Source organism: Actinomycetospora flava (genome assembly GCF_037400335.1).
GTDB classification, from domain to species: Bacteria; Actinomycetota; Actinomycetes; order Mycobacteriales; family Pseudonocardiaceae; genus Actinomycetospora; species Actinomycetospora flava.
The window spans coordinates 121491-144332 of record NZ_JBBEGM010000014.1; the positions used below are offsets into that span (position 1 = coordinate 121491).

Sequence of the window (22842 nt, forward strand, 5' to 3'; positions counted from 1 at the left end):
GCGAGGGAGACCCGACGCCGGGACGTCATGCACCACACTCGGCGGGCATGAGCAGCCCGCACGGCGCAGGGGACGTCGACCGCGCGGTGACCGGCGCCCACGCCGACTACCACCGCGAGATCCAGCAGCACGTCGAGCCGGACGGGCTGGTCGACGACGTCGTCACCTACCGCATGCTGGCGCCGCACCTCATGCGCACGCTGCTGTTCCTCGTCACGCCGACCGTGCTGCTCCTGCTGAAGTTCGTCCTCGACTACCTCGCGTCGATGTCCACCCCGGACGACCTCACCGACATCGTCTCCACGCTGCTCGGGCTGCTCGTCGTCGTGCTCTACCTCGCCGGGATCGCGTCGTTCTTCGCGCCGGCCAAGGAGCCGATCGCCGAGCACTCCCGGCTCCTCGAGAACCGCGGCGACGTCGCGACGGCCGCGTTCGAGTACGTCCGCGCCGCCGCCGAGTCCCGGCAGAGCCCCGCCGAGGTGCAGCCGTCGACCGTGGCGGGCGTGCCGGTGCTGCTGTTCCGCCAGTACAGCGAGCGGGCGATGCTGCTCGTCCAGCCCTACGGCCGCGACCTCTACGTCGGCTGGACGATGTGGCGCTCGCGCTCCACCGCGACGCTGCTGGTGCACTTCCTGCGCGACACCTTCGGCCGCTTCGCCCCGGCCCCGCGCTTCTCCGCCGAGCTGCGCGCCGCCGCCACCCGCGCGCTGCGCGAGAGCGTGCACTCGCTCTCCCGCGAGGGGGTCGCCGCCGCGACGCACCTCCCCGCCGGGCCGCACACCGCCCCGCCACCGCGGGACGAGGCCCCGTTCGACGCTCCGTACACCCCGCACGACCGCGACGCCCACCGCCCGTCCCCGCCCGCCGACCCGCCCCGCACGTGGCACCCCGAGCCGCACCCCGACCAGCACGACCAGCACGACCAGCACGAGCGCCCGCCCCACCCGCCCGGCGCGCTCCCCACCTCGGGGCCCCCGCGCGGCACCGACACGGGCGGCTGGAGCACCCGCGGCGAGGAGCAGGAGCGGGTGAGCGTGCGCCGGGACCGTCCCCGCGAGACCGACGACGGCTGGGGCCCGCCGCCCCGCGACCGCTGGTGACCCCGGCGGCTCAGCGCACGAACGGCGCCGCCAGCGCGGCGCCGGCGAGCTGACCGAGGCGTTCCCCCGACGCGCTGCCCGTCACCAGCAGGCGCACGCCGTCGACGTCGGTCACCCAGATCGCCTCGCCGCGGCGGCCCGTGTGCGTCACCCAGGTCCGGCCGCCGGCCTCGACGGTGCCGGTGGCCGTGGGGTCGCCCGCCTCGGAGACGACGACGGCGGCCTCGTCGGCGTTCGTCTGCACGAGGCGCGCGAACTCGTCGTCCGGCGTCACCCACCCGACACGGACCGCGCGCAGCCCCGGCGTCCCGCCGAGCACGACGACGTCGGACGACTGCGCGATCCACTCCGGCGACAGCGACGGCCCGCGCAGCGGGAACGTCACGGTCGGCGCCACCCGCCGCAGCTCGGCAGCCGGGTCGACGCGGGGGATGGCCTCGCGGTCGACCTCCGGCGCGCCGGGCGCGAACGAGCAGGTCCGCAGCAGGCCCGCCAGCAGCAGGACGCCGACCCCGATCACCACGAAGGCGCGCAGGAGGGCCGCGGGGCCGCGCTGGGGCTCGGGGTCACGGGCGCCGGGACCGGGTGAGGGGGTGGCCACGGCGTCATCCTCGCAACGAACGCGGCGCCCGGCCCGCGAGGAGGTCGTGTGAGGCGGATCGGACCGGCGGCCCGGAGAGCCGGATTCTGCGAGGATGGGCGACCCGCCCGACAGGTCCGTCCTGCCCCATGGAGGTGCACCCGGTGAGCTCGCAGCCAACCGCGTCGACCAGCCGGAGCCCCGAGCGGCCCGACCGCAACCTCGCGCTCGAGCTCGTCCGGGTCACCGAAGCGGCCGCCATGGCCGCGGGCCGCTTCGTGGGACGCGGCGACAAGAACGGCGGGGACGGCGCCGCGGTCGACGCGATGCGCAAGCTCATCGGCTCGGTGTCGATGCGGGGCACGGTCGTCATCGGGGAGGGCGAGAAGGACGAGGCCCCGATGCTCTACAACGGCGAGGAGGTCGGCAACGGCGACGGCCCCGAGGTCGACGTCGCCGTCGACCCGGTGGACGGCACCACGCTGATGAGCAAGGGCATGCCCAACGCGCTCGCGGTGCTCGCCGTCGCCGAGCGCGGGGCGATGTTCGACCCGTCCGCCGTGTTCTACATGTCGAAGCTCGCCGTCGGCCCCGAGTGCGCCGACGTGGTCGACATCGACGCGCCCGTCCGCGACAACCTGCGCGCGGTCGCCCGCGCCAAGGGCATCAACGTCGCCGACGTGTCGGTGGTCGTCCTCGACCGCCCGCGCCACGACCAGCTCGTCCAGGACATCCGCGACGCCGGGGCGCGCATCCGCTTCATCTCCGACGGCGACGTCGCCGGCGCGATCGCCGCGGCCCGCCCGGAGAGCGGCGTCGACATCCTCCTGGGCGTCGGCGGCACCCCCGAGGGCATCATCACCGCCGCCGCGCTGGCCTGCATGGGCGGCGAGCTGCAGGCCAAGCTCTGGCCGAAGGACGACGCGGAGCGCGAGAAGGCGCTCGCGGCGGGCCACGACCTCGACCGCGTGCTGCGCACCGGCGACCTCGTGCGCGGCGAGAACATCTTCTTCTGCGCCACGGGCGTCACCAACGGCGATCTGCTGCGCGGCGTGCACTACCGCGCCGGCGGCGCGTCGACGCAGTCGCTCGTGATGCGCTCGAAGTCCGGCACCGTGCGCATGATCGACGCCTGGCACCGGCTGCGGAAGCTGCGCGAGTACTCCGCCATCGACCTCGGCGCGGACGACGACCACCTCGACCCCGACGGCCCGGCCTGGGTGCCCGACCACTCGGTGCTCTGAGCGGCGTGTCGCTCGGTCGGGCTAGCACACGCCTGGGATGATCCCGCGCCACTCGGGGTAATCCGATGTGACCAGATCTTCCTCGGAGGTTCTCGTGTCGTCGACCCACGCGCGTCGGTCCACCCCGTCGGCCCTCGTCACCGTGATCATCAGCGCGCTCGCCGCGCTGCTCGTCGGCGCCGGGAGCGCCGGCGCCGCCCCGGCCGCGGCGCCCGCTCCGGCACCCGCGGTCCCGGCACCCGCCGTCCCGGTCGCGGCCCCCGCCCCCGCCGTGGCGATGACGGCCGGGACGCCCTGCAAGGCGAGCGCCGACGCCTGCGTCGACCTCTCCTCGCAGCGTGCCTGGCTCACCGACGGCCAGGGCAACGTCACCTACGGGCCGGTCGGCGCGCTCGGCGGCACGCGGAAGTACCCGACGCCGACCGGCACGTTCTCGGTCGACTACAAGGACGCCGACCACGTCAGCAACCTCTACGACGCCGACATGCCGTTCTCGGGTGTTCTTCGCGCCGGCGATCGCGTTCCACACCGGCAGCCTCTCCGAGCGCTCGCACGGCTGCATCCACCTCGGCAAGACCGCGTCGAAGCGCTTCTTCGCCAACCTCTCGCCGGGCGACACCGTGCAGGTGGTCAGCTGAGTCCGGTGAAAGACTGAGCGGCATGACCGAGGAGCAGGAGTACCGGACCGAGCACGACACCATGGGCGAGGTCCGGGTGCCGGCCGCCGCGCTGTGGGCCGCGCAGACCCAGCGCGCCGTCGAGAACTTCCCGATCTCCGGCCGCCCGATCGAGCCCGCGCAGATCCGGGCCCTCGGTCTGGTCAAGGGCGCCTGCGCGCGGGTGAACAAGGACCTGGGTGTCCTCGACGCCGCGAACGCCGACGCGATCGCCGCCGCGGCCGACGAGGTCGCCTCCGGGGCGCACGACGCCGAGTTCCCCATCGACGTCTTCCAGACCGGCTCGGGCACCAGCTCGAACATGAACGCCAACGAGGTCATCGCGACCCTCGCCTCGCGCGCCTCGGGACAGAAGATCCACCCGAATGACCACGTCAACGCGTCGCAGAGCTCGAACGACGTCTTCCCGACGACCATCCACGTCGCGGCCGCCGAGGCCGTCGTGCGCGACACCGTGCCGGCGCTCGACCACCTCGGCGCGGTCCTGAACCGCAAGGCCCAGGAGTGGCGCCACGTCGTCAAGGCGGGCCGCACCCACCTCATGGACGCCGTGCCGATCACGCTCGGGCAGGAGGCCGGCGGCTGGGCGAGCCAGTGCGCGCACAGCACCGAGCGGCTGCGCGCGGTCCTCCCCCGCCTCGCCGAGCTGCCCATCGGCGGCACCGCGGTCGGCACCGGCATCAACACCCCGGAGGGCTTCGGCGGCAAGGTCGTCGAGCAGCTGCGCCAGGCCACCGGCATCCCCGAGCTCTCCGAGGCCCGCGACCACATCGAGGCCCAGGGCGCCCGCGACGGGCTCGTCGAGGCGTCGGGCGCGCTGCGCACGGTCGCCGTGAGCCTCTACAAGATCGCCAACGACGTCCGTTGGCTGTCGTCCGGCCCGTCGACCGGCCTCGCCGAGATCCGCATCCCGGACCTCCAGCCCGGCTCGTCGATCATGCCCGGCAAGGTCAACCCGGTGATCTGCGAGGCGACGATGATGGTCGCCGCCCAGGTCATGGGCAACGACGCGACCGTCGCGTTCTCCGGCAGCCAGGGCAACCTCGAGCTCAACGTCATGATGCCGGTCATGGGCTACAACGTCCTCGAGTCCTGCCGCCTGCTGGCCGCCGCGGCGCGCCTGCTGGCCGACCGCGTCCTCGAGAACACCGAGCCCGACGAGGAGGCCTGCCGCCGCTACGCCGAGTCGTCCTCGGCGATCGTCACCCCGCTCAACCGCCTCATCGGCTACGAGGAGGCGGCGAAGATCGCCAAGCAGGCGATGAAGGAGCGCAAGACGATCCGCGAGGTCATCGAGGCCGAGGGCTACGTGCAGGACGGGCGCCTCACCCAGGAGCAGCTCGACACCGCCCTCGACGTGCTCGCCATGACGCGCGTCGACAAGTAGGGAGACGAAGCGGAGCGAGAGCTCGACCCATGGACACCGCGTGACGCTGCTCGGGCAGGTCGTCGCCGCCTCCGGCGAGGTGGCGGCGACCCGCTCGCGCAAGGCCAAGACGGCGGCGCTCGCGACACTGCTGGCCGGCCTCGAGCCCGGCGAGATCCGGCCCGCCACGGCCTGGTTGGCCGGCGAGATGCTCCAGGGCCGCACCGGCATCGGCTGGCAGACGCTGCGGTCGGTGACGCCCACGCCCGCAGAGGCGTCGACCCTGACCGTCGGCGACGTCGACGCGTCCCTCGACCGGCTCGCCGCCATGGCCGGGTCGGGCACCGGGGTCGGCGCGCGCCGGGCCGCGGAGCTCGGCGCGCTGCTGGACGCCGCGACCGAGGACGAGGGCCGCTTCCTCGTGCGCCTGCTCGGCGGCGAGCTCCGCCAGGGCGCGCTCGAAGGGATCATGATCGAGGCGGTGGCGGCCGCCGCGACCCTGGCGAGCGAAGCGACGGGCAGTCGGGTGGAGGTGCCGGCCGACGCCGTGCGCCGGGCGTTCATGCTCTCGGGCCGCCTGCCGACCACCGCCGAGGTGGCCCTGACCGGCGGCGACCTGGGCGCGATCGGCCTCGAGGTCATGCGGCCCGTGCGCCCGATGCTCGCCTCCCCCGGCGACTCGCTCGAGGCGGCGCTCGCCGAGCTCGGTCCGCCCGACGGCGACCCGGGTGTCGTCGTGGAGCACAAGCTGGACGGCGCGCGGATCCAGGTGCACCGCCGCGGCGACGAGGTGCGCGTGTGGTCGCGGACGCTGAAGGAGATCACCGACGCCGTCCCCGAGATCCTCGCGCTGACGCGGTCGCTGCCCGTCGAGACCGTCGTGCTCGACGGCGAGACCCTCGCCGTCGCCGAGGACGGGCGGCCCCGCCCGTTCCAGGAGTCGATGCAGGGCCTGGGGTCCGGCGCGATGCAGCCGTGGTTCTTCGACTGCCTGCACCGCGACGGCGTCGACCTCGTCGACGAGCCCCTCAGCGTGCGGCGGGAGGTGCTCGCGGAGGTCGTCGGCGAGCGCCTGATCCCCGGCGTCGTGCGCCCCACCGCCGAGGAGGCGGAGACGGCCGTCGCCGACGCACTCGCCGCCGGGCAGGAGGGCTCGATGGTCAAGGCGCTCGACTCGACCTACTCCGCGGGGCGCCGGGGCCGCGCGTGGCAGAAGGTCAAGCCGTCGCACACGCTCGACCTCGTCGTCCTGGCCTGCGAGTGGGGCTCCGGGCGCCGGCGGGGGTGGCTGTCGAACATCCACCTCGGCGCGCGCGGCGAGGACGGCGACTTCGTCATGATCGGCAAGACCTTCAAGGGCATGACCGACGCGACGCTGACCTGGCAGACCGAGACGTTCCCGCGGTACGAGACCCACCGGGACCCCTACACGGTGTACCTGCGCCCGGAGATCGTCGTGGAGATCGAGCTCGACGGCGTCCAGACCTCCACGCGCTACCCGGGCGGCGTGGCCCTGCGCTTCGCCCGCGTCGTGCGCTACCGCGACGACAAGACCGCCGCCGAGGCCGACACCATCGACACGGTGCGGGCGCTCCGCCTCTGACCGAGGGCTCTGACCGAGGGCTCTAGCCGAGCTCGCCGCGGCGCACGGCGCGGCGCTCGAACCAGATCGTCGCGGCCGGCGGGATGCTGGCGAGCAGCGCGAGGACCGTCGTCACCGCGCTCCAGCGGAACACCCGCGCCGTGACGAGCGCGACCACGACGTAGGCGACGAACAGCGCCCCGTGGATCGGCCCGAACACGCGGACCCCGACGTCGTCGAACACGACGAGATACTTGAACGCCATCCCGATCAGCAGCCCGATCCAGGAGCACGCCTCGGCGATCGCGACGACGCGGAACACGCGGGCGAGGGCGGCGGCGCGGGGGCTCGTCAGGGCGGTCGACACGCCTCCACTCTGCCGGGGCGATCACGGGTCGAGGCGGCAGTGCGGCGATCGCCACGCGTAGTCTCGTGACACGTGCAGTTCCTCGCCGGCGAGCGCCCGCCCCACGACCTGACCTACGACGACGTCTTCCTCGTCCCGAGCCGGTCCGACGTGGCCTCCCGCTTCGACGTCGACCTCGGCGTCGCCGACCCGTCCGGCGCCACCATCCCGATCGTCGCGGCCAACATGACCGCGGTCAGCGGGCGCCGGATGGCCGAGACGCTCGCGCGGCGCGGCGGGCTCGCCGTGATCCCGCAGGACGTCGACGCCGACGCGGTCGCCGACATCGTCGCCGGCGTGAAGTCGCGGCACACCGTGTGGGACACGCCGGTCGTGCTGCACCCCGGCGATGCGGTGGCCGACGCGCTGAACCTGGTGAACAAGCGGGCGCACGGCGCGGTGGTGGTCGTCGACGAGGCCGGGCGCCCGATCGGCGTCGTCAACGAGTCGGCGTGCACCGGCGTCGACCGCTTCACCCGCCTCGCCGACGTCCTCTCCCCCGCCGTGGCGCTGCCGGTGACGACGGCACCCCGCGACGTGTTCGACGCGCTTGCCAGATCAGGGTCGGGCACCGCCCCGGCGCACACGGGTGACCCGGCGCTCGGGGTCGACGGCGACGGCCGGCTCGCGGGCGTGCTCACCCGCACCGGCGCCCTGCGCGCCGAGGTCTACCGGCCCGCCGTCGACGCCGACGGCCGGTTCCGGATCGCCGCCGCGCTGGGCGTCAACGGCGACGTGGCGACGCGGGTCAAGGAGCTGGGCGCCGCCGGGGTCGACGTGCTCGTCGTCGACACCGCCCACGGCCACCAGGAGAAGATGCTGACCGCGCTGGCCGCCGCCCGCGAGGCCGCGCCCGAGGCCGTGATCGTCGCCGGCAACGTGGTGACCGCGGAGGGGACGCGCGACCTCGTGGCGGCCGGCGCGGACGTCGTCAAGGTCGGCGTCGGGCCGGGCGCGATGTGCACGACGCGGATGGCGACCGGCGTCGGGCGCCCGCAGTTCTCGGCGGTCGCCGAGTGCGCGGCCGCGGCCCGCGCGGTCGGCGCGCACGTCTGGGCCGACGGCGGGGTGCGCCACCCGCGCGACGTCGCCCTCGCGCTCGCCGCCGGCGCGTCGGCGGTGATGGTCGGGTCGTGGTTCGCGGGCACCTACGAGTCGCCGGGCGACCTGCTGCGCGACGAGCACGGCGCGCCCTACAAGGAGTCGTTCGGCATGGCGTCCAAGCGCGCGGTCAGCGCTCGCACCCGCGGCGACGGCGCCTTCGACCGCGCACGCAAGGGCCTGTTCGAGGAGGGCATCTCCTCCTCGCGCATGCGCCTGGACCCGCAGCGGCCGGGCGTCGAGGACCTCCTCGACAGCATCTGCGCGGGCGTGCGGTCCGCCTGCACCTACGCCGGCGCCGCGACCCTCGAGGAGTTCCACGCCCGCGCCGTGCTGGGCGTGCAGTCGGCGTCGGGCTTCGCCGAGGGCCGCCCCCTGCCCGCCGGCTGGTGACGCCGGTGGGCCCGCGGTTTCCGACCGAAGGTCCCCTTCGCTCGCGTAGACCGGCGAGGGGTGCCCTCGGCCGGAACAGGGTTCGGCGCCGCCGCGGGCGAGAGGTCCGCCGCGCAGGCCCGCGATCCTGTTGATCATGGGTGACGTGCCGCTCGCCTCGCCGTGCCGGTGATCAGGAGCGCGCTGTCCACCTCTGGGAGCCGGTTCCGGTGCGTGACGACGCCCGTGATCTCTCCCCGGCGAGAAGCGAACGGCGCTCTCGCTGCTCCCGTAGCAGCGAGAGCGCCGTTCGTTCGTCACCAGGCGGGCGTCAGAGCCGCTCGCCCTCCAGCATCTCGGTGACCAGCGCGGCGATCGGCGAGCGCTCCGAGCGGGTCAGCGTGACGTGCGCGAACAGCGGGTGGCCCTTGAGCTTCTCGATCACGGCGGCGACGCCGTCGTGGCGCCCGACGCGCAGGTTGTCGCGCTGGGCCACGTCGTGGGTGAGCACGACGCGCGAGTTGGTGCCGAGGCGCGAGAGCACCGTGAGCAGCACGTTGCGCTCCAGCGACTGGGCCTCGTCGACGATGACGAACGCGTCGTGCAGCGAGCGCCCGCGGATGTGGGTCAGCGGCAGGACCTCGAGCATCCCGCGCTCGATGACCTCCTCGACCACGTTGGACGAGACCAGCGCGCCGAGGGTGTCGAACACCGCCTGCGCCCAGGGCGCCATCTTCTCGTTCTCGCCGCCGGGCAGGTAGCCGAGATCCTGCCCGCCGACCGCGTAGACGGGGCGGAACACGACGACCTTGCGGTGCTGCTGGCGCTCGAGCACCGCCTCGAGGCCGGCGCAGAGCGCGAGGGCCGACTTGCCCGTGCCGGCGCGCCCGCCGAGGGACACGATGCCGACGTCGGGGTCGGAGAGCAGGTCGATCGCGATGCGCTGCTCGGCGGAGCGGCCGTGCAGCCCGAAGACGTCGCGGTCGCCGCGCACGAGGCGGACCTGCTTGTCGGGCGTGACGCGCCCGAGCGCCGAGGAGCCCCCGCCGAGCAGGCGCAGCCCGGTGTGGCAGGGCAGCTCGCGGGCCTCCTCGACGTCGGCGAGCCCGTCGGCGAACAGCGCGGACACCTCGTCCGGGGTGGCGGCGACCTCCGCGGTACCCGTCCAGCCCGTGGTCGTGACGTCCTGGCCGTGGTACTCGTCGGCGGGCAGGCCGACCGACGCCGCCTTGACGCGCAGCGGCATGTCCTTGGTGACGAGGGTGACGAGATGGCCCTCGGCGGCCAGGTTCAGCGCGCACGCGAGGATGCGGCTGTCGTTCTCCGCCGTGCGGAAGCCCGCGGGCAGCACCGACGGGTCGGAGTGGTTCAGCTCGACGCGCAGCGTCCCGCCCTCGGGGGTCATCGGGAGCGGCGCGTCGAGGCGGCCGTGGCGGATACGGAGGTCGTCGAGCAGACGCAGCGCCTCACGCGCGAACCACCCCAGCTCGGAGTGGTGGCGCTTGCCCTCGAGCTCGGAGATCACGACGAGCGGGAGGACGACCTCGTGCTCGGCGAACCGCGTGGGGGCCCACGGGTCCGACAGGAGCACGGAGGTGTCGAGGACATAACACCGCGCGCCGTCGGCGGCCCCGGAGGGACCGGCGGCGGCCGGGGTGCTGTCGATGCTCACGGAAGCGGGACGCTCGGCTGGTGCTGCGCTCACGACTACTCCCTCGAGCGGCCACGGCACCCGCGACCACCTTGTTCCTCGGAGGAACGGGTCGGCTAGTCCGGCGGCTCGACGGCGCGGTGGCGCGGCCCGGGGGCCGTCCTGCGCCATCGCGGGGCAGAACCGGGTGCCGGCCCTCCCCCGGGACCGGACCAGGGCGGTCGCGTCGCGCCGGCCGCGGTGCGCGGCGCCGTGGCGCCTGCTCCGCGAGCGGTGGACGTCCCCGTCCCGCTCCGATCTGCCACTACCGGCCTCCCCGGACGCCCCGCATCCGGTGCGGGTCCGTCGGCGCGGACGCTACCGCCGGTAGCCGGTCGTTGTCGCGCGCCGAGCGTGACGACTTGGTGACGTGGCTCACCGATTTCCGGGAGACGCCCGGTCGACACCGACCGTTCGTCGCAGCCACGGCGTCCGGACGGCTCGGGCGGGTACCGGGCGCGGCGTCGCGGTGGGCGGACCGACGCCGAGCGCGGCGGGCGTCGGCGGGTCGTCGAGCACGCGGCGGAGACGCGCCGTGACCACCTCGCGCGGCGGCGCGTCGTCCTCGGCGCCCAGCAGCCACGGCCGCAGCAGGCGGGCGCCCTCCACGTAGGTCGTGGTGTGCGTGCGCCAGCGCGGGTGGGCCAGGAACTCCAGCATCCGCCGGGCCCGGGCCTCGTCGACCAGCAGCCACCGCCGCAGGTGCGCGACGACCTCGTCGGCGTCGCGGTGCTCGTCGTGCAGCATCAGCGCCGCGTCCTGGCGCACCGGGGCGAGGCGGGCCATCACCGTCTCGACGGCCTCGCCCAGGGCGCCCCGCTCCGGGTCGGCGGGGACGCCGGCGGCGGCGAGCACCTCGGCGTTCCACCGCCCCCAGCCCGGCCCCACGACGGCCTCGAGCCCGAGCTCGGCGGCGCCCTCGGCGACCAGGCTCTGCGGTGTGCGCGCCAGGAACACCCGGCGCTCGGGCCGGGCGCGCAGCCCGTCGGGGTCGGCGGCGAGGCGGCAGTGCTCGGTGTGGTGGCCCGGGTAGGCCTCGTGGGCCACCAGCAGCGGCAGGTGGGTCACGCGGTGCCCGATGCCGGCGTTGACGGTCACCGCCGAGTGCCGCGGCCCGATCCAGCGACTGAACCCGCTCCACGGCGCGGCGTCGACGACCTCGAGCGACACGTCCTCCCCGGGCGGCAGGCCGACCGTCGCGGCGGTGCGCTCCCGCAGCGCCGCGACCGCCGCACGCAGGCCGGGAGCGAGGTGCTCGGGCGCGAGGCGGTCGCCGTCACGGAAGGCGGCGAGGCGGCCGGGCAGGTCGCCGCCTCCCCCGAGCAGCCCGTCGAGCGCGCGGTGGGCCTCGCGGTAGCGGTCGGGGTCGTCGCGGGTGATGCGCACGCCGAAGCACCGCTCCACCTCGTCGACGAACCCCACCTGGCGGCCCGCGGCGCGCTCCGCGAGGACCCGGCAGGCCCGCAGCTGGGCGTCGAGGAACGCGACGCGGGCGGTGTCGCCCTCCCCCGGGAGCCCGGCCCGCAGCCGGTCGGCCTCGCGCGCGAGGTCGCCGGGGTCCGGGGTCGGCTCGTCCGCGATGCGCGCGACCTCGGCCGCGTCGCCGAGGTGGGCGTCGAGCACCCCGGGCAGCACGCGGTCGAGGCGCAGCGCGAGCCCGACGTAGGCCCGCGCGAGCCCGTCGAGGCCCGGGTCCGCAAGCACCGGCCGAGGCTACGCCGAGTGGCCCCGGACGGCCTCGTCCCGCGGCGACCGACCCTGAATACGACACCCGGGTGTCGAGGTCCGCGACGGACGGCCACTGAATACGCCGCCGGTCGTGCGATCCGGGCTCCGAACGCCCCGTGGATCACCCGGATATCCCACTACAGTTGCAGTCGGAATTGTCAATCACTCGATGGGGGTTCCGAGCTGGAAATGCCTGCTCGGCGGCGGCTAGCTTTTAGCCCATCAGCCGCACCGTCCGTGGGGCTGGAGCCGATCGGCGGGAACCCCGAATTCCCTCCGAGACCACGAACGAAACTGGAGTTTCTGGATGCTGAAGAAGGCGGGAATGGTCGTCCTCGGGGCGACGGCGGGCATGCTCTCCCTCGCGCCGCTGGCCAGCGCCGGCGAGGCCCCCCAGCACGGCGGGGGCGACCACCACGGTCACCACGCGGGCCACGACCACGACGGCCACCGCGGTCACGGCGGCGACTGCAGCAAGTTCGCCGGCTCGAACGGGGACCGGCTCATCAGCCTCGACAACGTGGCGTCCAACGCCACGATCTCCGACGTCGACGTCCTCTCGCGTGACCGCGACCGCGGCGGCGACTGCGACGGCGACCGTGGCAACGGCCGTCACGGCCACGGTCACGACCGCGGCGACCGCGACGACCGCGACGGCGGCGACCGCAAGGTCGCGTTCTCCAACGGCGACCGGCTGATCAGCGCCGACAACCTGCTGGCGAACGCCGACATCCGCGACATCAACGTCCTCAGCTCGGACGACTGAGACCCGGCCCGACCGGGCGTCCGTGTTTATCGGGGGATAGCACGGCCGCCCGGTGGTGCCGGGCGCAACACGGGTGAGCAACGGCCCCGGGAGCATGCGCTCCCGGGGCCGTTCGCGCGCCTATTGCCCGAGGCGTCGATTTCGTCGCGAATAGTCGCGCAGGGCACGCAGGAAATCGATGTGCCGGAATTGCGGCCACAATGCCTCGGTGAAATAGAACTCCGAGTACACGGACTGCCACATGAGGAAGCCCGACAGCCGCTGCTCGCCCGACGTGCGGATCACGAGGTCCGGGTCGGGCTGCCCGGACGTGTAGAGGTGCTCGGCGATGTGGTCGACGTCGAGCACCTCGGCGAGCTCCTCGATCGACGTGCCCGCCTCGGCGTGACGCAGCAGCAGCTTGCGCACCGCGTCGGCGATCTCCTGGCGCCCGCCGTAGCCGATCGCGACGTTGACCTGCATACCGTCCCGGCCGGCCGTGCTCCCCGCGGCGGCCTCGATCCGCTCGGCGATCGGGCGCGGGAGGGCGTCCGGGTTGCCGACGACCCGCAGCCGCCAGCGCCGGTCCGGGGCCGCGAGCCCCTCCACCGCCGCGGCGATGATCTCGAGGAGCTGGTCGAGCTCCGCGGCCGGCCGGTCGAGGTTGTCGGTCGAGAGCAGGAACAGCGTGACCAGCTCGACGCCGGCGTCCTGGCTCCAGTCGAGCAGGTCGACGATCTTCGCCGCGCCGGCCCGGTGCCCCTCGCTGGGATCGGCGAGCCCGGCCTCCCGCGCCCAGCGCCGGTTGCCGTCGAGGATGACCCCGATGTGCCGGGGCGGCTCGACCGTCGCTCCACGACGCTGGAGCCGCCGCTCGTAGAGCGAGTAGGCGACCCGGCGCAGATCGTCCCGGAGTGTCACGGGCCACCACGCTAGCCGGTGCCTCTCGGGGCCGGGATCCCCGTGACGGGGCAGTGACGGGCCCGGGTCGGGGCCGGGAACCTCGCCACAGGGGACGGGGTACGCACAGGTCGGCCACCTACCCTGGCACCGTGACCCTCATCGACCCCCTCGCCGAACCGGCGGCGGTCAAGCCGCGGATGCGGGGCTGGTTGCACCTGTGGTCGTTCGTGGTCGCCGTGGCGGCCGGGATCACGCTGGTGTCGCTGGCCGGTGCGACCGTCTCGGCGGAGGCGGCGTTCGCGGTCGCCGTGTACTCGGTGACGGTCTGCGGCGTCTTCGGCATCAGCGCGCTATACCACCGGCGGACGTGGGTCACCCCGCGCGGCCGGACGCTGATGAAGCGCCTCGACCACGCGATGATCTTCGTCTTCATCGCCGGCACCTACACGCCGTTCGCGGTGCTCGCGCTGCCGGAACGGACCGGCCTGATCGTGCTCGCGATCGTCTGGGCGGGCGCGCTCGGCGGCGTGGCGCTGAAGATGGCGTGGCCGCACGCGCCCCGGTGGGTCGGCGTGCCGTTCTACCTGGCCCTCGGGTGGGTCGCGGTGTTCGTCATCCCCGACCTGCTCCACCGCGGCGGGGTCGCGGCCCTGGTCCTGCTCATCGTGGGCGGGGTGTTCTACAGCATCGGCGCCGCGTTCTACGCGCTGCGCCGGCCGGTCGGCTGGCCCGCCACCTTCGGCTACCACGAGTTCTTCCACGCCGCGACGGTCGTGGCCGCCGCCTGCCACCACGTCGCGATCTGGCTGGTGCTCTACGCCGGCTGACCGGCCCCGGCCCACGCAGCGAGGGACGCCCCCGCTGCGTCGTGCGCAGCGAGGGCGTCCCTCGGTCACCGGTGTCGTCAGCCCTGGGGCGGGACCGGGTCGCCGCCGCCCCCGTCACCGGGATCGGGGCGGTCGTCCACGCCGCCGGCGTCGCCCGGGCCGTCCGGGTCGTCGTCGAGGATCGGGCCCTTCGACCGCAGCTCGTCGACCGCGCTCATCGCGCCGCGCAGGTCCTCGAGCCACGTGCCCGCGTGCTCGCCGACGAGCGCCACGGCCCACGCCAGCGCGTCGGACCGCGACCGCGCGACGCCCGCGTCCACGAGCGTGTCGAGCACGAGGCGCTCGTTCTGGCGCAGCCGCGTCATCACCGGCACCGACAGGGTCGTGAACAGCTCCTCGACCTCGCCGATGCGCGCGCCCCAGGCGACCTTGCGCCCGTAGCGGTGCTCGGCCTGGCGCGCGACCTCCATCCGCTCGCCGCGGGTCTCCTCGCGGAAGCGCTCGATCCGGCCCCGCGCGGCCGCGCTCCGGGCGGCCTCGTCGGCGCCCTCCTCGAGCGTCGGGGCCGGCAGGTCGCCGACCACGAGGATCTCCTCCCGGTCGACGGTCACCGCCGGCGCGCCCGTGAACCATCCGTCGGGCAGCCGGCCCGCGAGCCAGCCGGTGAGGTCGTCGGTGCCGGGCAGGTCGGTCGGGACCCGTCCGCCGCCCCGGCGCCCCGGACCGCCTCGCCCGGGCCGACCCCGGTGTCCACCGCGTCCCACCATCATCGCGCTCTCCCTCCGTACTGTGCTTACAGCATTACACAGCAACGGGGTCATCGGTGTTCGCTGCCCGCGAAGGGCCGCACCGAGTGACCAACGGGCAGCGAGCGACCTGCTGAGCACGCCGATGGGGCGTTCGATGCAACGGACCGCGACGGGTCAGCGGGCCAGAGCGGCGGCGAGGTCGTCGGTGGCGGTGCGGGGGCGGTCGCAGACGAACCCCCGGCACACGTACGCCGCGGGGGCGCCGTCGACGAGCGGGCGGTCGGCGAGCAACGGCACGCCGGCGGCGTCGGGCTCCCCGGCGACGACGACCGAGCCGCCGGGGGCGTGGCGGCGGGCGGTGTCGGCGAGGCGGTCGCGCCCGGTCGTGTCGTCCACGGCCACCACGGCGACCTGCAGCGGGCCCTGCGCGGCGGCCTCGGCGACGCCCAGCCAGCCGCCGGCGAAGCGGGCGTGCCGGGCGAGCAGCCCGCCGACCGCGGCGACCGCGGCGTCGGCGAGCTCGCGGTAGCGCGACGACGCCTCGGGCTCGACGAGCACCGACGCGGTGAGCAGGGCCCCGGCCAGCAGCGACGACCCGCAGGGCGAGGCGCCGTCGGTGACCTCGCGGGGCCGGGTCACCAGCGACTCGGCGTCGTCGGCGGTGTCCCAGAACCGGCCGGTGAACGCCCCGTCCTCGCCGATCTCGGCGAAGTGGTCGAGCGTGGTGTCGAGCAGCGTGCGGGCCTCGGCGAGCCAGCGGGCCTCGCCGGTGGCCTGGTGCAGGGCGAGCAGGCCGTCGACGAGCGCGGCGTGGTCCTCGAGCACCGCGGGGGCGTCGCCGACCTCGCCGTCGCGCGACGTGCGGCGCAGGCGGCCGTCGACGACGTGCACGCGCAGCAGCAGCGCCACCGCGCGCCGGGCCGCCGCCAGCCACTCGCTGCGCCCCAGCGCGGCGGAGGCCTCGACCAGCGCCGTGGCCGCGAGCCCGTTCCACGCGGCCACGACCTTGTCGTCGCGCTCGGGCTGCGGGCGCCGCGCCCGGGCGGCGAGCAGCGCCTTGCGCACGGCCTGCCAGCGGCCCGGATCGTCCGGGTCGGCCTGCATCTGGAGGGTCGAGCGGCCGTGCTCGAAGGTGCCCTCCGCGGTCACCCCGAGCAGCCCGGCGGCCCAGGCACCGTCGTCGGCACCCAGCACCTCGACGAGCTCGGCCGGGCTCCACACGTACGTCGAGCCCTCCTCGCCCGCGGCGTCGGCGTCGAGCGCGGACGCGAACCCGCCCTCGGGGGTGCGCAGGTCGCGCAGGAGGAACGAGGCGGTCATGTCGGTGATGCGCGCCGCGGTCTCGGAGCCGGTGAGCCGGGCGAGGTGGGCGTAGACCCGCAGCAGCTGCGCGTTGTCGTAGAGCATCTTCTCGAAGTGCGGGACGGTCCACGCCGCGTCGACGGAGTACCGCGCGAACCCGCCCGCGAGCTGGTCGAACAGCCCGCCGCGGGCCATCGCCTCGGCGGTGATCTCGGTCATCGCCAGCGCGTCGGAGCTGCCGGTGCGCTCGTGGTGGCGCAGCAGGAACTCCAGCACCGCCGACGGCGGGAACTTCGGCGCGCCCCCGAAGCCGCCGCGGTGCTCGTCGAAGTCCTCGGTGAGCGCGGCGACGGCCCCCGCGAGCGTCTCCTGGTCCACGGAGTCGGCCGGCAGCGACCGCGACACCGACGCGAGCCGCTCGGTGATCGAGCGGGCGGCCGAGCGCACCCGCTCGCCGTCCTCGGTCCACGCCGTCACGACCGCGCCGAGCAGCTGGGTGAACGACGGCATCCCGCCGTACGGGCGCGCGGGGTAGTACGTCCCGCAGTGGAACGGGTCGCCGTCGGCGGTGAGGAAGCAGGTCATCGGCCAGCCGCCCTGGCCGGTCATGGCCTGCGTGGCCTCCATGTAGACCGCGTCGACGTCCGGGCGCTCCTCGCGGTCGACCTTGATCGCCACGAAGTGCTCGTTGACCAGGGCGGCGACGTCCGGATCGGAGAACGACTCGTGCGCCATGACGTGGCACCAGTGGCAGGCCGCGTACCCGACCGACAGCAGCACCGGGACCTCACGCCGCCGCGCCTCCGCGAACGCCTCGCCCGACCAGGGCTGCCAGTCGATCGGGTTGTCGGCGTGCTGGCGCAGATACGGGCTGGTGGAGCCGGCGAGCCGGTTGGGCATGACGGGAGATGGTCGCACCCGGGTCGGGCTCAGGGCGAGCCAGGAGAGCCGTCGCCCGGCGGTCGCGCGGACCGGTCCGTCCCGTTCCCGGCACCGTTCGGAGCAGGCGCCGGGCGATCGTCGCCGTCCGGAGCATCGTCGGCCTCCGAACGCCCGGACCCGTCGTCGTCCGCGGGGTCGAACGACGTCGGCACCTTGCGGAGGTGCTTGGTCATCGAACGGATGAGCAGGGCCGTCGCCACCCCGAGCAGCAGGATGACCACCAGCGCGATCGGCGAGGTCTTGCCGAACTCCTCGCCGCGCTCGGTGCCGGGCGCACCCCCCGGCGGCGGCGCGGGCACCGACACCGGGAGCAGCGTCCACCAGACGGCCAGGCGGGTCATGCGCCGACCCGCTCCCGCACACCCGCGAAGAGGTCGTCACCGGGGTGCTCGTTGCTCTCCTCGGTGTCGACCAGGGAGCGGGCGAGCTCGTAGTCCTCGGTCGGCCACACGCGCTGCTGCATCTCCATCGGCATCTGGAACCAGCGGCCGTTGGGGTCGATCTGCGTGGCGTGGGCCCGCAGCGCGTCGTCGCGGACGGGGAAGTACTCCGCGCAGGTGATGCGCGTGGTGATGCGCGCGCCCGGGTCCTGCCGCGAGTCGTCCCACTTCTCCAGCCACTCCGCCCAGGGCGACTCCATGCCCGCCTCGAGCAGCGCCTCGTGGAAGGCCTGGATCCGGGCCTTCGAGAAGCCGTGGGAGTAGTAGAGCTTCAGCGGCTGCCACGGCTCGCCGGCCAGCGGGAACCGGTCCGGGTCGCCCGCCGCGTCGAACGCCGCCATCGACACCTCGTGGGTGCGGATGTGGTCCGGGTGCGGGTAGCCGCCGTTCTCGTCGTAGGTGACGACCACGTGCGGGCGGAACTCGCGCACCAGCCGGACCAGCGCCTCGGTGGGCACCTCGAGCGGCTCCAGGGCGAAGCAGCCCGGCGGCAGCGGGGGCTTCGGGTCGCCCTCGGGCAGCCCCGAGTCGACGAACCCGAGCCAGCGGTGCTGCACCCCGAGGATCGCCGCCGCCTTGTCCATCTCGGCGCGGCGCGTGCCGACCATGTCGGCCCGGACCTCGGGGGTGTCCATCGCGGGGTTGAGGATGCTGCCGGCCTCGCCGCCGGTGCACGTCACGACCATGACCTCGACGCCGTCCGCGACGTAGCGCGCGCAGGAGGCGGCGCCCTTGCTGGACTCGTCGTCGGGGTGGGCGTGGACCGACAGCAGCCGCAGGGGCTGATCGGGAGGGAGTGCGCTCATCGTCTGTCCGGAGCCGTCCTCGTGCGTCGAACTGGTGACCACCGGGGAACAACGCCCCCGCGTCCCTCCATCATCCCGGGCACCCCCGACACCCCGCCGACAGCCCCGCCGCGACCATGGACGGCCGCGTCCGCCGAGATCTCCACCGGGGCTCTGCGGCGGGACGCGATCCAGAGAAAGTGCAGGTAGTCAAGGCCCTTCACGCCCACCCGATCCCCTCGGCGCCACCCTCGAACGGGTTTCGCACGGGCTCGGGCGTGTTACCGTGGGCCGACACGGCCCGCATGCCGCGGGCCGTGTTTTTCCGTCTGTGGCCCCCGGGCCGCCGGCACCGTGCAACCCGGCACGGTGTCGGTAGGACCCGTGTGGAGAACAGGCCGCCGACCCGCGCAGCGCGGGAACGGACCTCCGAGGAGTTGATCGACGTGACCGAGACGCAGACGCAGGTGACCTGGCTGACCCAGGATGCGCACGACCGGCTGAAGGCCGAGCTCGACGACCTCGTCGCGCAGCGTCCCGTGATCGCGCAGAAGATCAACGCGGCCCGCGAGGAGGGCGACCTCAAGGAGAACGGCGGCTACCACGCCGCCCGCGAGGAGCAGGGCGTCATGGAGGCCCGGATCCGCCACCTCCAGGAGCTGCTGCACACCGCCAAGGTCGGCGAGACGCCCACCGAGAGCGGCACCGCCGTCCCCGGCACGGTGCTCACCGTGCGCTTCGAGGGCGACGACGACACCGAGACTTTCCTGCTCGGCTCCCGCGAGGAGGGCGCCCACGGCGACCTCGAGGTCTACTCGCCGAACTCCCCGCTCGGCTCGGCGCTGCTCGGCGCCAAGGCCGGCGACACCGTGAGCTACGACCTGCCCGACGGCGGGTCGATGGAGGTCACGCTGGTGTCGGCGGAGCCGTACAGCGCCTGAGGCCTCTCACTCCGCGGCGACGTCGTACCCCGCTCCGGCGAGGTCGGCGAGGATCGCCGCGCGGTGGTCGTGGCCCCGCGCCTCGAGCGTGAGGGCCACGTCCACGGTGCCCGGCGCTGTCGCCGCATCCGGGCCGGACCCGGTCAGCCGGCGGTGCTCGACGTCCACGACGTTGCCGCCCGCCTGCCCCACGCGGCGCAGCACGTCCGCGAGGTAGCCCGGGCGGTCGGTGAGGCGCACGCGCAGCGCCGCGTAGCGCCCGGCGGCCACGAGGCCCCGGCGGACGATGTCGACCAGCAGCATCGGGTCGACGTTGCCGCCGGAGAGCACCGCGACCACGGGCCCCGGCCAGCGCCGCGGGTACTCGGCGACCGCCGCCACGGCCGCCGCGCCCGCCGGCTCGACGAGCAGCTTCTCGCGTTCGAGACAGCGCAGCACCCCGCGGGCGATGGCCTCCTCGTCGACGGTGACGATCTCGTCGACGAGCGCCTGCACGTGCGCGAACGTCACCTCGCCCGGGCGCGAGACCGCGATGCCGTCGGCGATGGTCGCGCCGGCCACGCCGGTCGGGGCGCCCGCCCGCAGCGACGGGGGCCAGGCGGCGAGCCCTGCGGCCTGGGCGCCGACGACCCGGACGCCGGCGGGCGCGCACGCCGCGGCGATGCCGGAGAGCAGCCCGCCCCCGCCCGTGCAGACCACGATCGTCGCGACGTCGGGCACCTGCTCGAGGATCTCCAGCCCGACCGTGCCCTGCCCGGCGACGATGTCGGGGTGGTCGAAGGGGTGGATCAGCACCGCCCCGGTCCGGTCGGCGAAGTCGGCCGCCGCCGTGAACGTCTCGTCCAGCGTGTCGACGAGCTCGACGTCGGCCCCGTACTCGCGGGTGGCCTCGATCTTGGGCAGCGGCGCCCCGGCCGGCATGAACACCGTCGCCCGGGTGCCGAGCATCTGCGCGGCGAGCGCCACGCCCTGCGCGTGGTTGCCGGCGCTGGCGGCCACCACGCCGGCGGCACGCCCGCCGGGCGCGAGCCGCTGGATGCGCCGGTAGGCACCACGGATCTTGAAGCTGCCGGTCCGCTGCAGGTTCTCGCACTTGAGGAGCACGGGGCCCTCGGCGACCCCCTCGAGTGCCCTCGACGGCGTCACCGGCGTCTCGCGGACCACCCCGGCCAGCGCCTCCCGCGCCGCCAGGACGTCGGCAGGTGCGACGAGCTCCACGGCGCCGATCCTGGCAGCAGGCCGTCGCCCGGCACGCGCTCGGGGCCCGCTCAGGCCGTCCTCAGGTCCTGCTCAGGACGAGCGGCCGACGAGCGGTGAGGACCGTGTGAGGCCCGCCGGGCGGTTCCGTGCGCCGACCGGTCGTCGCGCTGCCGTCGACGCCGGACGCCCGATCGTGCGCGTGGGGCCCGCACTCGCGAAGCGTCGGTAGCCTTGTGGTATCGGCGTGAGGATCCGCCGTCACGAGGGGTCGGAGGGGGGTGGGAACGATGGGCACGATCTCGCCTCCCGACGCGCGCGTCACGCGCCTCGCGCGGGCCCTCCCGCTGCTCCTCGCCGCGCTGCTCGCCCTCGCCGCGGTGGGCACGGTCGGCTCCGCGGGCTGCGACGACCCGGCGCGCTACGTCAGCACCCCCGACGGCATCTCGCTCGAGGGCGGCTGTCTCAAGCCCAGCCAGATCGACCCGCTGGTCGGCGACCCGAGCGAGCACGACGCCTGGTCGCGCCGCGGGTAGGCGCATCATCGGGGTGTGACCTCGACCGCGTTCGACCCCCGCGCCCTGCTCGCCGAGAGCCGCCTCGGCGTCCTCGCCACCGTCAAGGCGAACGGCCTGCCGCAGCTCTCCCCCGTCATGCCCTTCTACGACCCGTCCGCGGGCACGCTGTCGGTCTCGATGACCGAGGGCCGGGCGAAGACCGCGAACCTGCGCCGCGACCCGCGGGCGGCGCTCGAGGTCACCGCCGCCGACGGGTGGGCGTGGGCGACCGCCGAGGGCCCGGTGACGCTCACCGGCCCGGGCGCCGACCCGCACTCCGCCGAGGTCGAGGCACTCGTCGAGTACTACCGCCGCGCCGCGGGTGAGCACCCCGACTGGGACGACTACCGCGCGACCATGGTCGCCGACCGCCGCGTGCTCATGGTCATGACCGTCGAGCGCGTCTACGGGGAGCGCATCCGGGGTTAGGCCAGGAGGTCAGCCCAGCGTCTCGAGGGCCTGGCGCAGGTCGTCGACGAGGTCGTCGGCGTCCTCCAGGCCCACCGACAGGCGCACCAGGTCGGCGGGCACCTCGAGCAGCGAACCGGCCGTCGACGCATGGGTCATGGCGCCCGGGTGCTCGATGAGCGACTCCACCCCGCCCAGCGACTCCGCGAGCGTGAACACCCGCGTGGCCGCGCAGAGGTCCCGGGCGGCCTGCTCGCCGCCGGCGACGCGCACCGACACCATCCCGCCGAAGCGGCGCATCTGCTTCGCGGCGACCTCGTGGCCCGGGTGGTCGGCGCGCCCCGGGTAGAGCACCGAGGTGATCGCGGGGTGGGCGGCGAGGACGTCGGCGACCCGCTCGGCGTTGTCGCTGTGGCGCTCCATGCGCACCGCGAGGGTCTTGAGCCCGCGCTGGGTGAGGAAGCAGTCGAACGGCGAGGGCACCGCGCCCATCCCGTTCTGCATCTTCCCGAGGACCTCGTGCAGCGCGTCGTCGTCGGTGACCACCGCGCCGCCGACGACGTCGGAGTGCCCGCCCAGGTACTTCGTCGTCGAGTGCACGACGGCGTGCGCGCCGAGGGCGATCGGGGTCTGCAGGTACGGCGACGCGAACGTGTTGTCGACGACCAGCATGAGGTCGTGCTCGCGCGCCAGCGCCGCCAGGGCCGCGATGTCGGCGATGCCGAGCAGCGGGTTGGTCGGCGTCTCGCACCACAGCACCTTGGTGTTCGGCCGGATCGCCGCCCGCACCGCGTCGAGGTCGGCGGTGTCGACCGCGGTGTACTCGACGCCCCAGTCGGCGTAGACCGTGGAGATCAGCCGGTAGGTGCCGCCGTAGGCGTCGAGCGGGATGAGCACGTGGTCGCCGGGGCGCAGGACGCCGCGCAGCAGCGCGTCCTCGGCGGCCATGCCCGACGCGAACCCGCGGGCGTGGCGCGCGCCCTCCAACGAGGCGAGCGTGGCCTCCAGCGAGGTCCGCGACGGGTTGCCGGTGCGGGCGTACTCGTAGCCCGAGCGCAGGCCGCCGACGCCGTCCTGGGCGAACGTGGACGTCGCGAAGATCGGGACGACCACCGAGCCCGTCGTCGGGTCCGGCTCCTGGCCGACGTGCAGGGCGCGGGTGGAGAAACCGTTCACCCCGTCCACCCTAGGCATGGCGTG

22 protein-coding genes are annotated in these 22842 nt (G+C 74.7%); 11 read left to right on the forward strand and 11 right to left on the reverse strand.

Annotation, left to right across the window (positions count from 1 at the left end; genetic code table 11):
* Positions 1-47: 47 nt before the first annotated feature.
* Positions 48-1100, forward strand: coding sequence for a chromosomal replication initiator protein DnaA (locus WCD58_RS27595; protein WP_337706316.1), 1053 nt, complete (start codon positions 48-50; stop codon positions 1098-1100).
* A 10-nt stretch (positions 1101-1110) separates the two neighbouring features.
* Here WCD58_RS27595 and WCD58_RS27600 read toward each other — a convergent pair whose 3' ends face one another.
* Positions 1111-1701, reverse strand: coding sequence for a DUF4245 domain-containing protein (locus tag WCD58_RS27600; protein WP_337706317.1), 591 nt, complete (start codon positions 1699-1701; stop codon positions 1111-1113).
* Between the two features lie 143 nt (positions 1702-1844).
* On the opposite strand from WCD58_RS27600, the gene glpX reads away from it, so the two are divergent.
* The 4 genes from glpX to WCD58_RS27620 all read left to right on the forward strand — a co-directional run bounded on the left by glpX (position 1845) and on the right by WCD58_RS27620 (position 6570).
* Positions 1845-2924, forward strand: a complete 1080-nt coding sequence (gene glpX, locus WCD58_RS27605; protein ID WP_337706318.1) for a class II fructose-bisphosphatase — start codon at positions 1845-1847, stop codon at positions 2922-2924.
* 142 nt (positions 2925-3066) lie between these two features.
* Positions 3067-3579: a L,D-transpeptidase family protein gene (locus tag WCD58_RS33840; protein WP_337706319.1), complete on the forward strand. Its 513-nt coding sequence runs from the start codon at positions 3067-3069 to the stop codon at positions 3577-3579.
* A gap of 5 nt (positions 3580-3584) precedes the next feature.
* Complete coding sequence (locus tag WCD58_RS27615) at positions 3585-4988, forward strand: class II fumarate hydratase (RefSeq protein WP_337706320.1); 1404 nt, start codon at positions 3585-3587, stop codon at positions 4986-4988.
* Between the two features lie 40 nt (positions 4989-5028).
* Positions 5029-6570, forward strand: coding sequence for an ATP-dependent DNA ligase (locus WCD58_RS27620; protein ID WP_337706321.1), 1542 nt, complete (start codon positions 5029-5031; stop codon positions 6568-6570).
* A gap of 22 nt (positions 6571-6592) precedes the next feature.
* Here the strand turns inward: WCD58_RS27620 and WCD58_RS27625 are convergent, their stop codons facing one another.
* Positions 6593-6916 carry a DUF3817 domain-containing protein gene (locus WCD58_RS27625; RefSeq protein ID WP_337706322.1) on the reverse strand — a complete coding sequence of 108 codons (324 nt, stop codon included), beginning with the start codon at positions 6914-6916 and terminating at the stop codon, positions 6593-6595.
* A gap of 72 nt (positions 6917-6988) precedes the next feature.
* Here WCD58_RS27625 and guaB1 point away from each other — a divergent pair, with 72 nt between their 5' ends.
* Positions 6989-8449, forward strand: a complete 1461-nt coding sequence (guaB1, locus tag WCD58_RS27630) for a GMP reductase (protein ID WP_337706323.1) — start codon at positions 6989-6991, stop codon at positions 8447-8449.
* Positions 8450-8759: 310 nt separating this feature from the next.
* Here the strand turns inward: guaB1 and phoH2 are convergent, their stop codons facing one another.
* Both phoH2 and WCD58_RS27640 read right to left on the reverse strand, forming a co-directional pair.
* The gene (phoH2, locus tag WCD58_RS27635; protein ID WP_337706379.1) at positions 8760-10094 is read right to left on the reverse strand and encodes an RNA 5'-3' helicase PhoH2; all 1335 of its coding nucleotides are present in this window, start codon (positions 10092-10094) and stop codon (positions 8760-8762) included.
* 399 nt (positions 10095-10493) lie between these two features.
* On the reverse strand, positions 10494-11822 hold the full coding sequence (locus tag WCD58_RS27640) for a DUF885 domain-containing protein (protein WP_337706324.1): 1329 nt from the start codon (positions 11820-11822) through the stop codon (positions 10494-10496).
* A 331-nt stretch (positions 11823-12153) separates the two neighbouring features.
* Between WCD58_RS27640 and WCD58_RS27645 the strand changes: the two genes are divergently transcribed.
* The gene (locus WCD58_RS27645; protein WP_337706325.1) at positions 12154-12612 is read left to right on the forward strand and encodes a hypothetical protein; all 459 of its coding nucleotides are present in this window, start codon (positions 12154-12156) and stop codon (positions 12610-12612) included.
* 120 nt (positions 12613-12732) lie between these two features.
* Here the strand turns inward: WCD58_RS27645 and WCD58_RS27650 are convergent, their stop codons facing one another.
* On the reverse strand, positions 12733-13512 hold the full coding sequence (locus WCD58_RS27650) for an isoprenyl transferase (protein WP_373696297.1): 780 nt from the start codon (positions 13510-13512) through the stop codon (positions 12733-12735).
* Positions 13513-13691: 179 nt separating this feature from the next.
* On the opposite strand from WCD58_RS27650, the gene trhA reads away from it, so the two are divergent.
* Complete coding sequence (trhA, locus tag WCD58_RS27655) at positions 13692-14321, forward strand: PAQR family membrane homeostasis protein TrhA (RefSeq protein ID WP_337706381.1); 630 nt, start codon at positions 13692-13694, stop codon at positions 14319-14321.
* Between the two features lie 77 nt (positions 14322-14398).
* On the opposite strand, the gene abmR is transcribed toward trhA, so the two are convergent.
* The 4 genes from abmR to mca form a co-directional block, all read right to left on the reverse strand.
* Complete coding sequence (gene abmR, locus WCD58_RS27660) at positions 14399-15088, reverse strand: ATP-binding transcription factor AbmR (RefSeq protein WP_337706382.1); 690 nt, start codon at positions 15086-15088, stop codon at positions 14399-14401.
* 156 nt (positions 15089-15244) lie between these two features.
* Entirely contained in the window at positions 15245-17272 is a 2028-nt protein-coding gene (locus WCD58_RS27665; RefSeq protein WP_337706326.1) for a thioredoxin domain-containing protein, read from the reverse strand.
* Positions 17273-17301: 29 nt separating this feature from the next.
* On the reverse strand, positions 17302-17655 hold the full coding sequence (locus tag WCD58_RS27670) for a hypothetical protein (protein ID WP_337706327.1): 354 nt from the start codon (positions 17653-17655) through the stop codon (positions 17302-17304).
* Entirely contained in the window at positions 17652-18560 is a 909-nt protein-coding gene (mca, locus tag WCD58_RS27675; protein ID WP_337706328.1) for a mycothiol conjugate amidase Mca, read from the reverse strand. The genes WCD58_RS27670 and mca overlap by 4 nt, the downstream gene beginning before the upstream one ends.
* 425 nt (positions 18561-18985) lie before the next feature.
* On the opposite strand from mca, the gene greA reads away from it, so the two are divergent.
* Entirely contained in the window at positions 18986-19480 is a 495-nt protein-coding gene (gene greA / locus WCD58_RS27680; RefSeq protein ID WP_337706329.1) for a transcription elongation factor GreA, read from the forward strand.
* Between the two features lie 6 nt (positions 19481-19486).
* Here greA and ilvA read toward each other — a convergent pair whose 3' ends face one another.
* Positions 19487-20698: a threonine ammonia-lyase gene (gene ilvA, locus WCD58_RS27685; protein WP_337706330.1), complete on the reverse strand. Its 1212-nt coding sequence runs from the start codon at positions 20696-20698 to the stop codon at positions 19487-19489.
* Between the two features lie 269 nt (positions 20699-20967).
* Between ilvA and WCD58_RS27690 the strand changes: the two genes are divergently transcribed.
* The gene (locus WCD58_RS27690; RefSeq protein ID WP_337706331.1) at positions 20968-21213 is read left to right on the forward strand and encodes a hypothetical protein; all 246 of its coding nucleotides are present in this window, start codon (positions 20968-20970) and stop codon (positions 21211-21213) included.
* Positions 21214-21228: 15 nt separating this feature from the next.
* Positions 21229-21663 carry a PPOX class F420-dependent oxidoreductase gene (locus tag WCD58_RS27695; RefSeq protein WP_337706332.1) on the forward strand — a complete coding sequence of 145 codons (435 nt, stop codon included), beginning with the start codon at positions 21229-21231 and terminating at the stop codon, positions 21661-21663.
* Positions 21664-21672: 9 nt separating this feature from the next.
* On the opposite strand, the gene WCD58_RS27700 is transcribed toward WCD58_RS27695, so the two are convergent.
* Positions 21673-22836: a cystathionine gamma-synthase gene (locus WCD58_RS27700; protein ID WP_337706333.1), complete on the reverse strand. Its 1164-nt coding sequence runs from the start codon at positions 22834-22836 to the stop codon at positions 21673-21675.
* Between the last annotated feature and the right edge of the window lie 6 nt (positions 22837-22842).

What these genes read in the sequence shown, in the direction of transcription:
- WCD58_RS27665 (WP_337706326.1), bottom strand. Translation starts at nt 17,272, where the DNA reads ATGCCCAACCGGCTCGCCGGCTCCACCAGCCCGTATCTGCGCCAGCAC.
- abmR (WP_337706382.1), bottom strand. Translation starts at nt 15,088, where the DNA reads ATGGTGGGACGCGGTGGACACCGGGGTCGGCCCGGGCGAGGCGGTCCG.
- WCD58_RS27700 (WP_337706333.1), bottom strand. Translation starts at nt 22,836, where the DNA reads ATGCCTAGGGTGGACGGGGTGAACGGTTTCTCCACCCGCGCCCTGCAC.
- WCD58_RS27690 (WP_337706331.1), top strand. Translation starts at nt 20,968, where the DNA reads ATGGGCACGATCTCGCCTCCCGACGCGCGCGTCACGCGCCTCGCGCGG.
- trhA (WP_337706381.1), top strand. Translation starts at nt 13,692, where the DNA reads ATGCGGGGCTGGTTGCACCTGTGGTCGTTCGTGGTCGCCGTGGCGGCC.
- WCD58_RS27670 (WP_337706327.1), bottom strand. Translation starts at nt 17,655, where the DNA reads ATGACCCGCCTGGCCGTCTGGTGGACGCTGCTCCCGGTGTCGGTGCCC.
- WCD58_RS27645 (WP_337706325.1), top strand. Translation starts at nt 12,154, where the DNA reads ATGCTGAAGAAGGCGGGAATGGTCGTCCTCGGGGCGACGGCGGGCATG.
- mca (WP_337706328.1), bottom strand. Translation starts at nt 18,560, where the DNA reads ATGAGCGCACTCCCTCCCGATCAGCCCCTGCGGCTGCTGTCGGTCCAC.
- WCD58_RS27615 (WP_337706320.1), top strand. Translation starts at nt 3,585, where the DNA reads ATGACCGAGGAGCAGGAGTACCGGACCGAGCACGACACCATGGGCGAG.
- WCD58_RS27595 (WP_337706316.1), top strand. Translation starts at nt 48, where the DNA reads ATGAGCAGCCCGCACGGCGCAGGGGACGTCGACCGCGCGGTGACCGGC.